At 69.5% G+C, this 14,770-nt stretch carries 16 protein-coding genes; all 16 read left to right on the top strand.

Annotated elements, in window-relative coordinates; all coding sequences use genetic code 11:
* The first annotated feature begins 13 nt into the window (after positions 1-13).
* The 16 genes from ACIBEJ_RS00765 to ACIBEJ_RS00690 all read left to right on the top strand — a co-directional run bounded on the left by ACIBEJ_RS00765 (position 14) and on the right by ACIBEJ_RS00690 (position 14,721).
* Positions 14-460: a hypothetical protein gene (locus ACIBEJ_RS00765; protein WP_397180457.1), complete on the top strand. Its 447-nt coding sequence runs from the start codon at positions 14-16 to the stop codon at positions 458-460.
* Entirely contained in the window at positions 457-942 is a 486-nt protein-coding gene (locus ACIBEJ_RS00760; protein ID WP_397180456.1) for a hypothetical protein, read from the top strand. The genes ACIBEJ_RS00765 and ACIBEJ_RS00760 overlap by 4 nt, the downstream gene beginning before the upstream one ends.
* Before the next feature lie 2 nt (positions 943-944).
* Complete coding sequence (locus ACIBEJ_RS00755; RefSeq protein WP_397180455.1) at positions 945-2,117, top strand: DUF3560 domain-containing protein; 1,173 nt, start codon at positions 945-947, stop codon at positions 2,115-2,117.
* Positions 2,118-2,255: 138 nt separating this feature from the next.
* The gene (locus ACIBEJ_RS00750; RefSeq protein WP_397180454.1) at positions 2,256-2,798 is read left to right on the top strand and encodes a hypothetical protein; all 543 of its coding nucleotides are present in this window, start codon (positions 2,256-2,258) and stop codon (positions 2,796-2,798) included.
* Between the two features lie 75 nt (positions 2,799-2,873).
* Complete coding sequence (locus ACIBEJ_RS00745; protein ID WP_397180453.1) at positions 2,874-3,347, top strand: hypothetical protein; 474 nt, start codon at positions 2,874-2,876, stop codon at positions 3,345-3,347.
* Positions 3,348-3,377: 30 nt separating this feature from the next.
* Entirely contained in the window at positions 3,378-4,247 is an 870-nt protein-coding gene (locus tag ACIBEJ_RS00740; RefSeq protein ID WP_397180452.1) for a hypothetical protein, read from the top strand.
* Positions 4,248-4,279: 32 nt separating this feature from the next.
* Complete coding sequence (locus ACIBEJ_RS00735) at positions 4,280-5,335, top strand: hypothetical protein (RefSeq protein ID WP_397180451.1); 1,056 nt, start codon at positions 4,280-4,282, stop codon at positions 5,333-5,335.
* Between the two features lie 53 nt (positions 5,336-5,388).
* Entirely contained in the window at positions 5,389-5,667 is a 279-nt protein-coding gene (locus tag ACIBEJ_RS00730; RefSeq protein WP_397180450.1) for a hypothetical protein, read from the top strand.
* 91 nt (positions 5,668-5,758) lie between these two features.
* Positions 5,759-6,538 carry a YgjP-like metallopeptidase domain-containing protein gene (locus tag ACIBEJ_RS00725; RefSeq protein WP_397180449.1) on the top strand — a complete coding sequence of 260 codons (780 nt, stop codon included), beginning with the start codon at positions 5,759-5,761 and terminating at the stop codon, positions 6,536-6,538.
* A 59-nt stretch (positions 6,539-6,597) separates the two neighbouring features.
* Positions 6,598-7,104, top strand: coding sequence for a hypothetical protein (locus ACIBEJ_RS00720; RefSeq protein ID WP_397180448.1), 507 nt, complete (start codon positions 6,598-6,600; stop codon positions 7,102-7,104).
* A complete protein-coding gene (locus ACIBEJ_RS00715; protein WP_397180447.1) occupies positions 7,095-8,543 on the top strand; it encodes a phosphoadenosine phosphosulfate reductase family protein in 1,449 nt (482 codons plus the stop codon). The genes ACIBEJ_RS00720 and ACIBEJ_RS00715 overlap by 10 nt, the downstream gene beginning before the upstream one ends.
* Before the next feature lie 29 nt (positions 8,544-8,572).
* Entirely contained in the window at positions 8,573-9,736 is a 1,164-nt protein-coding gene (locus ACIBEJ_RS00710) for a hypothetical protein (RefSeq protein ID WP_397180446.1), read from the top strand.
* Positions 9,737-9,891: 155 nt separating this feature from the next.
* On the top strand, positions 9,892-11,133 hold the full coding sequence (locus tag ACIBEJ_RS00705; protein WP_397180445.1) for an AAA family ATPase: 1,242 nt from the start codon (positions 9,892-9,894) through the stop codon (positions 11,131-11,133).
* A gap of 28 nt (positions 11,134-11,161) precedes the next feature.
* Positions 11,162-12,766, top strand: a complete 1,605-nt coding sequence (locus tag ACIBEJ_RS00700; RefSeq protein WP_397180444.1) for a VWA domain-containing protein — start codon at positions 11,162-11,164, stop codon at positions 12,764-12,766.
* A gap of 18 nt (positions 12,767-12,784) precedes the next feature.
* On the top strand, positions 12,785-13,282 hold the full coding sequence (locus ACIBEJ_RS00695) for a hypothetical protein (RefSeq protein ID WP_397180443.1): 498 nt from the start codon (positions 12,785-12,787) through the stop codon (positions 13,280-13,282).
* 326 nt (positions 13,283-13,608) lie between these two features.
* Positions 13,609-14,721 carry a DUF6744 family protein gene (locus tag ACIBEJ_RS00690; RefSeq protein ID WP_397180442.1) on the top strand — a complete coding sequence of 371 codons (1,113 nt, stop codon included), beginning with the start codon at positions 13,609-13,611 and terminating at the stop codon, positions 14,719-14,721.
* Positions 14,722-14,770 lie beyond the last annotated feature (49 nt).

Below are 14,770 nucleotides of genomic sequence, written 5' to 3'. Positions count from 1 at the left end.
GGACATCGACGCCATGACCCGCTTCGAGATGGAAGCGTTCCGCGAGCGGCTCGAAACCTGGAAGACCGAGCGCGCGCGGCTGCACAAGCAGGAGGCCGCCGGTAATCCGGCCAGACCCAGGCAGTGGCGACGCTCCCGCGCCGACGCGGTCGCCATCGCCGCCGACCTGGCCGAACTGATGGGCATCGGCTGCGTCGACGTCTGGACCGTCACTGTTGAAGATCACACACGCTTCGAGGGCGGAGCCTGCGAGGTGTACGCGGTCCACGCCCCCAGCCGCGAGCAGGCCGAGTCCTGGACGGCCGCCTGGCATGCCCGCACCGCGGACGCGACCGACGTCCTCGTGGTCGCCTGCGAGAAAGGCATGCCACGAGCCCACTTCTGGGAGGACGCGCGCGCCGCCTCCCGCCAGCACTTCGACCAGGACGTCTTGGCAGCCTCGCCCGGAGGCGGGCGATGAACCAGTCCCCGGAAGACCGGACGCCCCTCACCATCGTGCACACCCGCGCGGCCGGCACCCTCATCGAAGGCACAAGGCCTGGCGACGGCGTCCTGGACATCGTCCGCCGCCACGGGTTCATGCTCTTTCGCTCCGAGAGCCGGATCGGGATCCGGCGATCCACCGGCCGTACCGCGAAACTCGCCAAGATCAACGGAGCGGTAGAGGCACTGCGCGCAGCCGGTTTCACCGTCACCGTCGACATCTCCGCCGACGACCCCGTACGCATCGTCCACACCCGCGCCCGAGGAACCCACCTGCTCGGCGCCAGCTCCGGCGACGGCGTGTGGAACGTGGCCCGCGACCACGGCTTCTACGCCTCGCGCCATTCCGGCATCTTCGTCCCGCGCTCGGCCGGCGCCCCCAACAAGCCGCTCATCACCGACGCCGCCCGCGCGCTGCGCGAGGCCGGTTTCGCCGTCACGCTCGACATCGAGGAGTGATCATGACCGAGTCCCAGAGCTCCGGCACGCAGGAGGCTCCCGCTCGCGGAGTCATCCGCATCGTGCACACCCGCGCTGACGGCACTCTGCTGGAGGGCAGCCGCCGGGGCGACGGTGTGTGGGAGGTCGTCCGCCCGTGGTTCCGCTCGTCACGCAACGTCGGCATCTACATCCGGAACTCCCGCAACAAGCGGGCCGATCGGTGGACGATCAACCGTGCGGCCGAGGCGCTGCGCGCGGCCGGATTCGTCGTCGAGATCGACATCGACGACGTGACTGCCGGGCAGACGTTCGCCGAGGCAGAGGCCAAGCGCAACGACCGAGCCGAGGACCGCGCGGAACGGTACGGGGAACGGGCCGCGCGCAACATCGCGTCGGGTGACGCGCGCCGGGAAGCGGTCCGGGAACGGATGAGCCACGTGCCCCTCGGGCAGCCCATCCTCGTCGGACACCACAGCGAACGGAGACACCGCCGCCTTCTGGACTGGGCGCACACCCAGGAAGGAAAGGCCGTCGAGGAGCGGGACAAGGGCCGCTACTGGGCGGGTAGGGAGCAGGCAGCGGCCCGTTACCGCGACCATCGCGAGGACGTCGGCACCACCCGCCGGCGGCTGGACAAGCTCGCCGCCGGCGAGCGCAGGCTCATCGGTGAGATCGAAGGCCCACTCCGCGAGTACTACGAAGGCCAGGACCTGCCGGACCGTGCGGAGATCGTCTCCACGGAGGAGGACGGCACGCGCGTGGCCCGGCTGCGCCCCTCCGCCGAGCGGCGGGCGGTCCTGGAGGCCGACCTCGAGTACCTGCGAGGCGAGATCCTCTACTGGCAGGAGGTTCTCGCCCAGGCCGCCGAGCGCGGCGTGAAGCTGTGGAGCCGCGAGGACTTCTCTCGCGGCGACTTCGTGATCTTTCACGGGGTCGCCGTGGAGGTTCTGCGCGTGAACCCCAAGTCGCTGACGATCCCGTGGAGCCACCTGTGGATCACGGCAGGTCCGGTCGCCACAGCCGAGATGTGCAAGGGAATCTCCCATGAGCGCATGGACACCGACACGCTGCCCTACGACAAGGTGCAGGGCAAGATCCTTGCCTCCGAGCTGGAAGGGTTGACCGTCGGGCAGGCGCGAGAGCTGATCACCGCTCGCAGGCGTGAGGCCCGGGGCATACCCGCCGAAGCGTAAGGAGGGCTGGGGGCAGGTAAAACTCCTCGTCAAGGCCACCTTCCTGCCCTCAACCTGTGCGGTAACAATTGCAACTGTAGCCCCCGAAGTGTAGTGTATGAATTGCAACCACTTCGTACCACCACCAGGAGCGCCCCCATGGACACCGCCACCGCACTCCGCGCCCAGGCCGCCGACCACGACAAGAAGGCCCAGACCTCCTACGAGCGGTCCGACACCGACGGCTGCCTGTCCCAGTGGGGCTCCAGCATGGTGGCCCAGGAACTGCGCCTGCAGGCCGACATCAACGAAGCCGGCGGCCGCGCCCTGTTCCCCGCCCTGTTCGACACCAGCGGCGCGCTCGTGCCCGCCCTCCTCACCGACGGGGAGTGGGGCTGGTACTTCACCCTCCTGGCCAGCGACGACCCCAACGGCCGCCGGGCCGGCTGGTTCGGCCCGTCCAAGGCGCGCAAGGCCGCAAACGCCCGCGCCAACGACGCTGCCAAGGGCTACTACATCGGCTACGTCATGGCCCCAGCCAAGGCCGAGCTGCGCGGCGGCAACATCATGTGCGTCACCGCCATCGCCGTCCGCACCGACGGCGGCTTCTCCCGCGACGTGACCATCGTCGACAACGGCCAGCACGACGAGTACGGCGAGGTCCTCGGCCGCTGGTACGCGATCCGCGGCGACCTCATCTGACCAACCCACACGTCCCGGCGCGCACGCGCGCCGGGACCGCCCGAACCCAGACGCACGAGAAAGGCGAACCGCCCAGTGCCCAAGCAAGACCCGTCCGCACCCGCCAGCCCAGGACAGCATCTCGCCCTGGCCACCTGCACCTACCAGGAATTCCTGCCGCTCATGGGCCTCCCGGTCCGCACCACCGTCGGCCTGCCGCGCTTCGCCCTGGCCTACCAACTGGCCGGCCACGCCAAGCTCATCACCCCCCGCCGGGAATTCCTCGGCCGGCCCAGGGACGCCTACACCCTCCTGTACCGCCGCCACCTCGACGCCATCGGCGTCGGCGCCATCCACGCCGAACTGACCGGCATCGCCGCGACGCACGAGCCCGGGCGCCCGCTCGTGCTGCTGTGCTTCGACCGCTTCGACAAGCTCACCCCGCCCGACGACTGGTGCCACCGCACCCTGTTCGCCGACTGGTGGAAGCAACACGTCGGCGACGACGTCCCCGAACTCGGCGCCCAGCCCACCATCCCGCCGCCCACCCTGTTCGACCTCGCCCCGTAGACGCAAACCCCGAACCACCTGGAGAACGACATGAACACCCCCATCAGGCCGTCCCGCGCCGCGGAGCTGACGAGCCGGATCGAAGCCATCAAGGCCGCCGCGCTCGAACTCGACACCAGCGACACCGAGCAGGTCACCGCCGGAGACCTGGAGCCCGCCGACGTCATCCTCAGCCTCAACGGCCGCCAGTTCCCTTTCCCCTTCACCCTGTCCGATGTGCGGCCCATCCTCACCTACGGCCTCGTCCTCACCGCGACCCACGGATGGTTCACCCCAAACCCCCTCCCGAGAAACACGCCCGTCGTCCGGCTCGCGCGCATCAACCAGCCGCCCGCCTGGCCCGACCTCATCGCCTGCGACCTGGCCAACCGGGACGCCCGATTCCTGCCGATGGCCGAAGACACCTTGCCGTGCCTGGAGGTCGCCGGCGTCCAGGTGTACCTCTACCTCGACGCCGAGCTGCGAGTGGTCCAGGTGTCGGTCAACGTCGACGAGCCGCGCCCTGGCCTCCTGCGCGCCGACGCCACCGTCCCGCTCCGCGTGGATGTCGGCCACACCACCGTCTTCGACGACAGCGACAGAGCCCGCGCCGCCCAGCCGACGCCACGCCAGATGCTGCAGCGGCTGGTCGACGAGCAGTACGGCGGCGACGCCACCAAGGCGCTCCTCGACCTTGCTGACATCGGCCCGGTCGCCGTCAACTACCTCGATCGCGAATGGTTCGCCAGCTACCTGAAGGAGTTCCACGGCGCCCACCTCACCGAGGAGGGATGGGCGGCCCTCGCCGGAGAACTGGCCGCCTACGACGAGCACGTCTGTGGCTACACCCAACCCAATGTGCAGAACGCGTTCGCCGAGAAGGTCGTCCTCGCCGCGGGCCTGATCAACGACGACCTGTGACCACCCACCCTGGCCAACAAGAAAGGATCACAGTGACGCACACACCCGTCCAGGACCCCCTGACCCACGAGCTGAACGACGACCTGGACCACGAGCTGGAAGACCATCTGGCCGCCTCCGTCGAAGACGCGATGGACCGAGCACGCGACGTTCGAGCCGAACTGCTGCACCGCAGCCTCGCCCACGCCGCGCACCTCATCCGGCGACGCCTGCCAGACGCGACCGCCGTCACCGTCGACATCAGCGACATCATCCCGGCCAACGGAGACGGATGCCGCGCCTACCTGCACGCCGTCCATAGCGACAACGAGACGCTCTGGCACCGGTACAGGCCGACCTCCGCTCTGCCTGACCCCGTCCTGAACGACGTCGCGGCGATCCTGACCGACGCGCTCCGCTTCGCGTTCACCGAGCAGGAACTCACCGACCTCGGCTGGGACACCGTCGACGGCGACGATGGGCAGCGCGAGGTCGACCTCCCGGACGAATTGCCGCTCACTCCAGCCATGCAGGATGTGAAGATCGCCGTGTTCCGCTACGAGAGCGACGGGCCCCGCAGCGCCGTCACCATGCTGTTCGCCTCTCCAGCGGCAGCGACAGCCGCTCTGGCAGCCGAGGTGCGTGAACGCTGGTACGTCGTCGGCGACATCCTCGGACAGCAGGCGCCGGACACCCCGCCGCAGGACAACCAGCAGGCGATCGACGCCTACTTCGCGGCGGTCGGCGGCCGGGAGAGCTACTGCTTGCAGGAGGTGATGGTGCCCGCCACCGTGGCCGAAGCGCTGGCCGTCACCACGGTATGGCTCCTGCAGCACGACGACGACGCCAGGACGCCAGGCCGATTCACCGTCCACAGCTCCTACGCCGAGGCCCTGGCCGAGCTCGCTGCCCGGATCCGCGCCAGCTGGCACCGGATCACCTCGAACGGCGACGCTCCCACCGAGGCCCCCGCGGACGACGAGCACGCGGTCGAGGTGTACTTCGCCTTCCGGACCGCGGCCGGCGGAGAGGAGTCCTACGACATCACCGACATAGAGCTCTCTGGGCCGCTCCCGCCCCTCTCGGCCTCCTCCAGCCCTCATTCCTGATGCGCTTCCCACCCACCCGCCATCCCACGAAGCCGCTGATGAGGAGCCCATCCATGTCCCTGCCTCGCGCCCTGAGCGAGCCCGAGAAGAGGCTGCTACGCGCGATCGCCTCCCTGACCGGACCTGCCACGATCTACCGGCCCGCCGTCAACGTCTATCGATGCGGCCTGAGGGGCGTCGGCGCCCGGCAGAACGTGTGGTGGGCCTTGCAGGACCTGGGCCTGATCCACATCCACCGAGAGCCGACCATCGGCCCGGTGCGCGTAGAGCCCACGCCCGAAGGCCGCGCGGTCGACGCGGCTCTCCGCCGACGCGCGAGCGGGCCGCGCTGACCCTCGCGAGCCACCCAGCCTCACCTATGTAAACGCCCGTTTCCGCCGGGGCGGCCGCGCGCCCTGCCGCCCCTCCCTGAAGGGATCGAAGATGACCATACGACCGTTCGCAGACTCCGGCTGCTGCCATCTGGCCGCCCTCGACAGGGTGTGCTCGTCCTGGACCTGGAATGTCGTCGCCGACCCGCGCCGCACCACCATCCGGTTCACCGTCGAGCGCGACGCGAGCGTCACCGTGGCGATCCCGCTGGGTGCCAGCGCGAGCCATGTTGCCCGGCAAGCCGCGCTGAGAGTTCTGCAGATCGCCCGCTGTGTACGGCGCGCCCGCGAAATGGCCCCGGACCACCCGGTGAAGCAGCTGGTCGGCGGAGAGGGCTTCCGCTGGCTGTCCAGAAGTCACCGCCTGCGGCTGGTCGACGAGGGACCGCCGGTCCGGCTGGAGCCCGGACCGGCCGGATGGCTGAGGCTACGCCGTGAGCTGGCGCACGATGCCGCCGCGCTGATCGCCTGGTATACGGCCCAGACGCTCGACTACGTACAAGCCGAGGGCGCCAACTGGACCGGCAGGCTCGGTCTGCCCCCCGCCACCTACCGGGTCGAGGAATTGGGCGAAGAACGGACGAAGCTACGGCTCGGCCGGTCTCCGGTCCTGACCGTCCACTGGGCGGTGACCCAGCTGTGCCCGACCAGGATCAGCTACGTGCTGATGCGCGAGCTATGCCACATCACAGCCGGACGCCGGCTGAGGGCGGCAGAGCACGCACGGACCATGGCGGGGCAGATGCCTGGCTGGACAGCCCGGCACACCGCCACCGAGCAGGACTGGCGGTTCGTCTGGCTCGGGGACGTGGACGGCACCTCAACTCCCTGACGGACCAACCACAACCAGAATGCTATCAAAGCAATAGTGAAAGATGGAAAGGATATTCGATGCCTGTTTATCTGCCCGCGCCCGTTCGCGACGCAGCAGGGCCCGATGGGCGAGGCTGGAACCGGCTGAGCCTCAACGCGGGCCCTGTCTACGACGGACAGTGCGCCCTCAAGCCCACCTCCTACGCCACCCTCTGGGAGTCGCAGGACACCCGACGCGCACGCTGGGGCGGATTCGCCCCATGCACTGGCGAGACCCTCGGCGCCTGCGGCACATGCCCCGTCCTGAGGCCCCCGGCCCGGCGCACGCTGCACTCCTTCGAGCCCGACGTCCTGGTCCGCCTCCTCGACGCCGCGAACGGCATCTGGAGGCCGCACGTCATGAACCGGCCGGAGTCCGGATGGGAGTCCTCGTCGCAGCGGTGGACGTGGTGGCAGCTGGCCCGCCTGGAAGGCTGGCGGCTCGGCCGCCAGCACACCGACGAACACAGTCCCGGATTCTGGCTGCACGCCACCGTGCGCACCGGCGGCGTGTACGGCGAGAGGGCGGCTGGCTCATGCAGCTGACGCTCAACCTGCCGGAGATCGCCCGCGAGCGGCCCGTGCTGGACCTGGCCCGCTTCGACCTGATCGTCATCTGCAGCTCGGCCGGCAAGGACTCGATGGCGCTCCTGGCCTACGTCGCCCGGCTCATCCGCCAGCAAGGCTTCGCGGGACGGGTGGTCGTGCTGCACAACGACCTCGGGATCACCCGCTCCGGCGAGCCGGTCGAGTGGCCTGGCGTCCAGGCCCTGGCTCGGGAGCACGCCGCCACGTACGGGTTCGAGTTCGTGGTGCGCAGCCGCGCGCTCGGCGGGCTGTGGGACGAACTGCTGGGCCAGCGCCGCCGGTGGATGTCCCACCACGCTCGCTGGTGCACCTCTGATCAGAAGGAGGGGCCGTCGATGACGTGGATCACCCGGGCGGTCGGAGAGTTCTGGTCGACGCTGGGCGTGCCCGCTGATCGGCCGGTGGAGGTCCTGTACTGCCTGGGCCTGCGAGGCGAGGAATCCGCCTCCCGCGCGGCTCAGCCGATCGCCCAGATCAACGAGCGCCGCAGCTCCGGCCGCCGGATCATCACCCGCTGGCTGCCCATCCGCGACTTCTCCGTGGCGGAGGTGTGGAACGAGATTAAGGAAGCGGGGCTGCGGCCGCACGCTGGATACGACTGGGGGCTGTCGCGCCTGTCGTGCGCCCTGTGCGTGCTCGCCTCCCTGGAGGACCTGATGCTGGCCGCGGCCCTGCGCCCGGCGCTGGCCGCCGACTACCGGTGGGCGGAGATCGAGCTCGGTATGCGGTTCACCGAGCGTCTATCCATGGGCGAGATTCTCTCCGGGCTCGCTGCCGCGCGGCTTGAGGAAGCCCGAGCTCCCCACGCTGCTGCTGCGCGAACCACCTTGTGCGCCCTGGTGCGCGAGCACCTCGCCACCACCCCGGCCGCGCGCGGAGAAGGACTCACGGCCTCGGGCAGGAAGCGCCGCCCATGGACGCCCCAACAGCTGGATGCCCGGGCCGCCGCCCGCACCGCCGAGATCATTGACGCGGGCAGGCGCGCCGTGGTGCGTGCGGCCCGGGTGGACGTGAGCCAGGCCGTCAGGGCGCCGCTCGTCGACGGCGGCCGCGCGGAACAGACTGCGCCGGGCGTGGGGACCACACCCCAGAGGAACGGCCAGGCGGGAGAGCGCAAGGCGGACCCCGGCAGCGGTGAAGCAGGCGATCCAGCGCCCATGGATCGGCCTGGCCCGGACGGCGTTGGCCCCGAGCGCGCGGACCCGCCCTCCGGCCATCGAGGACGCCCGCAGGTGCGGCGCGGGCGGGACGGGCGCGTGAGCATCCTGTGCCCGTACGGCCACCTCATCACCTCCGTCTCCCGTGGCGAATGGGCGGGATCGATCACCGAGGCGCACGTTGGCGACCCCAGCTACACCGTGACCTGCTACGGCGCGACCATTGGGCGGGCCGAATGACGCTCGCCCTTCTCCCGTCGCGTCGACGCGTGATCCTCTCCTACGGTCTGGGAGTCGACTCCACCGCCATTCTGCTGAGGTGGCTGCTCGAACCGGACAGCCGAGACTTCGACCTCGACGACCTCGTCGTAATCGTCGCGCAGACCGGTGACGAGCAGCGCGAGACCGGCCGACTGGTCGAGCAGTACGTCTTCCCCCTGCTGCGCCGGTACGGCGTGCGCGTCGTCCAGGTCGCCCGCGCCGGCGCCTCCGACAAGGCCGGGCACGTGGTGCTCGATGACACGCGCCAGCCGTACGTCTGCCACCTGGGCGGCGCCTACACCTTGTCCGCCCACATGCTCGCCGCCGGCACGGTGCCCCAGGTGGGTGGCCCGCGTCGGTGCAGCATTCGCTTTAAGGGGTGGGTGCTGGACAGGTGGGTGAGCGAGTACACGGGCGGCGCGCCGTACGACCACGCGGTGGGGTTCGAGCTGGGCGAGCTCGGCCGGATGGCCGAGGACCGCGAGCAGCTGCGCCTCGCTGGCCGCCGACCGTTCTATCCCTTGATCGAGTGGGGCTGGCACAGGGAGCAGGCAGAGGCGTACATCGTCGAGCACCTGGGCGTTGCCTGGATCAAGTCCGCATGTACGTTTTGCCCGTTTGCGATGACGAGTGCGGCCGGAAGGCGGCGGACCGTTGCGCGCTACATCGCCAACCCGGCCGAGGCGATGCTGCCGCTAATGATGGAGCATGTCGCGGTCGCCCTCAATCCACGCCAAGGCCTGATCGGCGGCGAGCGCCTGGCGGACCTGCTCACCGCCGATCCCGCGGCGAGTGGCCTGCTGCGGGAGTTCTCCCGCAGCCTCGACGAGCAGCAGTGGGCCCTGTACGAGGTGAGGCGTGCGTTCCGGGCGAGGAAGGGCAACCCGATGGCGATGGCCAACGCCGTCCGCTCGCTGGTCCGGCTCGACATCGGCGAAAGAGCGGGCATGGTCAAGGAGCTGCGCGCCCGCGCCCGGTCGGCCGGAGCAACGTTGGCGGCTGACGGCGAGCACCACAGGGCGTGGATCAGACGTCGGGGGACGGCCTTTCCGTGCGTGGAGGAGCTGCTGACGATCGCGCCCGCGGTGGCGGCCGACAAGGTCGGCCCGGGCTTCGACGAGGCATGGGAGCAGGGATTGCGTGGCTCGCCACAGCTGGCGATCTGCGGCTGAGTGTCGCTCCGGAAATCGGCGACGGGCCCCGTGTGCGCGTGCCCTGTGTGACGAACCGAACCCTTTCCGCGAAAATCGATTGCTATCACATGAATCGCATACTATGATGAAGATATAAGAAGGATCTTGTGATCCTCGACCGAACCGGAGGGGAAATGACGACGACCGCCCAGCAGACCCCCACGGCACCGCCCGCCGACCCTGGCGACGGCACCGCCACCGCGGCCCGCCTGCGAGCGATCACCAACGAGCTGGCCGACCGCTACCTGGAGCGCACCGGCGTGGTCAAGGCGCTCATCTCCTGCATGCTCGCCGGGCAGCACAGCCTGCTCCTCGGCCCGCCCGGCACCGCCAAGAGCGAGCTCGCCCGCGACCTCACCGGCCGCGTCCACGGCGCCCAGCTGTGGGAGATCCTCCTGTCGAAATACACCGACCCCAAGCGCATGTTCGGCCCGATCGACGTCTCGGCCCTCATGCAGGGCACCTACAAGCAGGTATGGGACGGCCGAGCCACCCAGGCGGACATCGCCTTCATCGACGAGATCTTCAAGTGCGGCCCGGCCGCGTTGAACGAGATGCTCGCCCTGCTCAACGAACGCCTCTACCACCCCGAGTCCGGCGGGGCACCGATCGCCTGTCCGCTGCTCACCGCCATCACGGCCTCCAACGAACTGCCCACGGGCGAGGAAAGCGCCGCCATCTACGACCGGCTGCTCGTCCGCATCGAGGTCGACTACCTGGCCGACCCCTCGAACTTCGCCGCTCTGATCCGCTCGGCCAGCGTGCCCGCATCACCACAGGCCACCCCGACCACGCTACTGCTGGCCGACCTGCAGACCGCGGTTCGCGTTCACGTCCCGCGCATCATCGTTCCCGACCCGATCATCGGCGCGCTGGTGAGCCTGCGCGCCACCCTTCGCCACGCCGGGCACATCGCCTCCGACCGCCGCTGGAAGCACTCGGTACGCCTCCTGCAGGGCGCCGCCTACCTGGCCGGCCGAGACCACGTCGATCCCGCCGACCTCGAACTGCTCACCCATGTCCTGTGGGACTCGCCAGCGGAGCGCCCCGCGATCGAGCGGGAGGTGCTGCACCTGATCAACCCCGATGCCCGTGAAGCCCTCGACATCCAGGACGGACTCGACCAGCTCGACGCCCAGCTGAACAGCATGAAGGGCGAGTCGCGCCAAGCACTCGCCGAATGGGCGATCAAGGAAGCCAACAACAAGCTGGACCGCGCGGGCAAGAAGCTCAAGGAGATGCTCCAGCAGTCCCAGACCGCCGGACGCTCCACCGCCACTCTGGACAGCGTCATCGAGCGACACCGCGCCGTGCAGGCCCGCGTCATGGTCGAAGCCCTCGGCCTCGACCCGACCATGATCAAATCCGGCATCTGACCCCACCCCCGCAAGGAGAGGGCAGCGCGTGAGCATCAAGACCAAGCTCGCCGACCTGGCAGCCAAGGCGGGCCGATGGCTCGGACTGGCAGCCAGCCCGGCCACCCCCCACACCCAGGTCATCGAGTCCGACCGGTTCGACGACATGTCCTGGGCGGACACCTACAGCCAGGCGAACGCCCTTCGCGAACTCGCCGACGAACTCGCTGACCAGCACGCCCACACCGAGGATCTCCTGCGCGACGCGTGGACCGGCGCCTACAAAACGTCGCCGACGGTCCGCCCGCGCACCGCCATGGACCCGTCGCGCACTGCGAACCACCAGGTCATCTCCGCCCTGATGGACTCGCCCGCCTTCACCGACCTTCGCCGCGACACGGTCGGCGACCCCTACGCCGCCGCCATGGCCGTCCTCGCCCAGAGCGACGCGCTGCGCGACATGCTGGAAGACTCCCGCGAAGCCCAAAAAGCGGCCCAGGCCGCCGCGGAAGCGCGCCAGCGGGCGGAGCAGGCCGCCGCCGACGTCCAGACAGCCCTCGAAGCAGCCCGCGATGCCGCCGACCCCGACGGCAACGTCCCCGAGGACGTCGACCAGGCGATGGCCGCCGCCATCGCTGCGGCGGAAGCCGCCGACCAGACCGCACAGGCAGCAGCCGACGCCGCATCCCAGCAGCTGTCGCAGACCGCGCCCGGCCTCCGTACCAAGGCGAGAGCCGCAGCCGCCCAAGCCGCCGAGGCCGCGCGAGCCGAGGCCGAACGCATGGCCGCATGGGGGTTCGGCCCTGGCCAGCTCGAACGGATGAGCTTCGCAGAGCGGGCCGACCTGGCCCAGCGGCTGGCCGGGAACCGGCTCGGCAAGTTCGCCGACCTGATCGGCCGCTTCCGGGCCATGGCCACCGGCGAGCGAGCCCGCAGGGTCGAGCACACCGCCGGCGAGCTGGTCGGCGTTACCCTCGGCGACGACCTGGCCCGCCTCGTCCCCTCCGAACTCGCGGCGCTCGCCGTACCGGGCCTGCGCGCCGAGTTCGCCTCCCGACTCGTCGAAGGCCGCCTCATGATCTACGACTCGCGCGGCGAGGACACGGCAGGCAAGGGCGCCATCATCGCCCTCATCGACTGCTCCGGCTCCATGACCCGCGACGATGCCGGCGTCGGCATCACCCGAGAGGCATGGGCGAAGGCGTGCGCCCTCGCGCTACTCGACCAGGCGCGCGCAGCACGCCGGGACTTCGTCGGCATCCTGTTCTCCAACGAAGACCAGCAGAAACTGTTCGACTTCCCGAAGGGACAGGCCGACATCGCCCAGGTGCTGGAATTCGGCGAGCACTTCTACGGCGGCGGCACCAGCTTCACCGAGCCGCTCGACCAAGCGGCGGACATCCTCGCCGAGACGTGGAACGTCGACCGCCTGGCGCACGGAGACATCGTCCTCGTCACCGACGGATCCTGCCGAGTCTCCGACGAGTGGCTCGACGCCTGGCGGCAGCGCAAGCAGAAGATCGGCTTCCGAGTTTTTGGTGTATCTGTTGCCCACCAGCCCACCGGAGTTCTGCACGAGCTGTGCGACAACCTGCGCACCGTCACCGACCTGGTCGACCTCGACTCCAGCCGCGACCTGTTCCGTCTCATCTGAACCCAGGAGAAAGCCCTCATGAGCGACCAGAAGATCCGCGTCGACTACGACACCGCGAACACCCCGCGCAGCACCGACAGCGAGCGCTGGAACTTCACCGTCGACGGCGCCCCGGCAGGGTATGCCCTCTACACCTACCGGGGCGCGGGCGAGTGGTACATCGAGCTCCGTGACCCGTCCGGCGAGACGACCGCCGCGATCGGAGGCAACGCCTTCTCCGCCCCCTGGCCGATGCTGCGCGAACGCCTCGCTACCTCCTACGGCGTCGACCTCGTAAACGTCCAGGTGGAGTACCCCGACCTCGAAACCTTCCAGCCCTCCGAGCAACGCGTCATCCACGAGGGCCACGAGGCAGGCATGCTGACCATCTCCGAAACGACCGGCGACCAGGGGGAACTCCACGAAACGTGGAAGGTGTGCTCCTGCCACCTCGCCAAGATGCGCGCCGCTCTCCCCGAACCGACCCTGAGCTGCTCGCCGCCACCGAGCGCTCCCTGGATGTCAGCCAAGCGCTGATCACCGGCCCCGGAGGACACGCCTCTCGGCCCGGTACCACCGAAACCCCCCCCACCCAGAACACCACTCAGCGCCCAACGGAGGTCACAGGGCCAGTTCCAGGAGTTCCTCGGGCACGGCCAGCGGACCCTACGGATCCAAGGTGCCCGGCGCCGCCCACCCTCCGTGAAGCCAGCCGAGCGTTTCTGCAGGTCAACACCATGCTAGCAAGTAGATAGTTTGCTATGCTTTTCATATAAGTCCCTCTCAGTAAAACCGGAAGAGGGAAACGCGCGCCCTACCCGGCTCCAGAACAAACGTCCGTTCACGACAGGAAGGTCAGGGCCATGAGCACCCCCAGCGCCCACAGCGCGACACCCGCCAACACGGCGACCGGCACCGAGCAGGTCAGCGCGAGCGAAACCCTCGACCACTTTGCCGCCTACGCCACCGCCATGGAGAACGGCGACACCCCCGTCCTGGGCCACCTCGTCCTCTACTCCATCTTCGACGGCCGCGTGACCCGGGACGACCTGCACCGATGGTTCCTCGAATGCGGCCTCGACGACACCTTCCTGCCGCCGCCCATCCGCGAGTCCGACGCGTTCGAGCGCGTCACCGGCCCCGCCGGCGTCCGCACCAGCTACCGACTGGCCGACTCCACCGCGCCCCACGCTGGGGCCACCGGTGGCCGCCGCCGTCGCGACCCGGCCGAGAAGGTCACCGCGGTCACCCTCATGGTCCGACACGTGAGCCGAGACGACCTGTCGATCACCCGGCACCTAGTTCGCGAGGTTCGGGACGAAGGCAGAGCCCAGCTTTCCTACGACACCTGCCTGGCCGAGCTCAAGTTCTGGCGCGACCCGTTGCAGTCCGGCGTGCCCGGCCGCGGGAGACTGCAGATCACACCCCACCTGACCGCGATCAACCAGCTCTCTGTCAGCGAACAGGCCAAGGTCACCGCCACGCTCGACGAGATCAAGGAAACCTACGGGCGGCAGTGCCGCTTCTACACCAGCGACCGGCTCCGCGCGGTCATCCGCACCTACGTCGAAGGGCTGAACGCCGTTCGCGTCCGCGCCTCGGGCGGCGTGTACTTCGTCCACCGCGCCCACGCCGCACCCCTCGCCGGCCTGCGCGCGCTCACCGCCAAGTTCGGCGCCGGCAGCCACCTGGCACGCGTCCCGCTCCCAGACCAGGAAGAGATGCGCGAAATGGTGATCGCCGCCTTCACCACCAAGGCGAAGGAGGACCTGGACAAGCTGGCCCTCGACATCGCCGACGCCCGCGCGAACGGCACCACAGAGGCCAGATTCCAGAGCCTCTACAACCGGTTTCAGGCACTGCAGGCGTCCACCAGCGAGCATTCGGAACTGCTGTCCGCCAGCCTTGACGACACCAAGTCGTCCCTGCAGATGGTGCATGCCCAGTTCGCCAACCTGTTCACCGCCCCCGTGTAGGCCCACTCGATCGGACGAGCCCCGCATCTCCCAGAGATGCGGGGCTTTG

This window comes from Nonomuraea sp. NPDC050790 (assembly GCF_044456745.1).
Taxonomy (GTDB): Bacteria; Actinomycetota; Actinomycetes; order Streptosporangiales; family Streptosporangiaceae; genus Nonomuraea.
Note: the sequence above shows the minus strand (reverse complement) of the source record. Positions and strands in the feature narration are given on the sequence as shown.

Excerpts from the sequence above, each read along its gene's own strand:
- ACIBEJ_RS00705 (WP_397180445.1), top strand. The coding sequence starts at position 9,892 with ATGACGACGACCGCCCAGCAGACCCCCACGGCACCGCCCGCCGACCCT.
- ACIBEJ_RS00760 (WP_397180456.1), top strand. The coding sequence starts at position 457 with ATGAACCAGTCCCCGGAAGACCGGACGCCCCTCACCATCGTGCACACC.
- ACIBEJ_RS00715 (WP_397180447.1), top strand. The coding sequence starts at position 7,095 with ATGCAGCTGACGCTCAACCTGCCGGAGATCGCCCGCGAGCGGCCCGTG.
- ACIBEJ_RS00750 (WP_397180454.1), top strand. The coding sequence starts at position 2,256 with ATGGACACCGCCACCGCACTCCGCGCCCAGGCCGCCGACCACGACAAG.
- ACIBEJ_RS00755 (WP_397180455.1), top strand. The coding sequence starts at position 945 with ATGACCGAGTCCCAGAGCTCCGGCACGCAGGAGGCTCCCGCTCGCGGA.
- ACIBEJ_RS00740 (WP_397180452.1), top strand. The coding sequence starts at position 3,378 with ATGAACACCCCCATCAGGCCGTCCCGCGCCGCGGAGCTGACGAGCCGG.
- ACIBEJ_RS00690 (WP_397180442.1), top strand. The coding sequence starts at position 13,609 with ATGAGCACCCCCAGCGCCCACAGCGCGACACCCGCCAACACGGCGACC.
- ACIBEJ_RS00725 (WP_397180449.1), top strand. The coding sequence starts at position 5,759 with ATGACCATACGACCGTTCGCAGACTCCGGCTGCTGCCATCTGGCCGCC.
- ACIBEJ_RS00730 (WP_397180450.1), top strand. The coding sequence starts at position 5,389 with ATGTCCCTGCCTCGCGCCCTGAGCGAGCCCGAGAAGAGGCTGCTACGC.
- ACIBEJ_RS00720 (WP_397180448.1), top strand. The coding sequence starts at position 6,598 with ATGCCTGTTTATCTGCCCGCGCCCGTTCGCGACGCAGCAGGGCCCGAT.
- ACIBEJ_RS00695 (WP_397180443.1), top strand. The coding sequence starts at position 12,785 with ATGAGCGACCAGAAGATCCGCGTCGACTACGACACCGCGAACACCCCG.
- ACIBEJ_RS00765 (WP_397180457.1), top strand. The coding sequence starts at position 14 with ATGACCCGCTTCGAGATGGAAGCGTTCCGCGAGCGGCTCGAAACCTGG.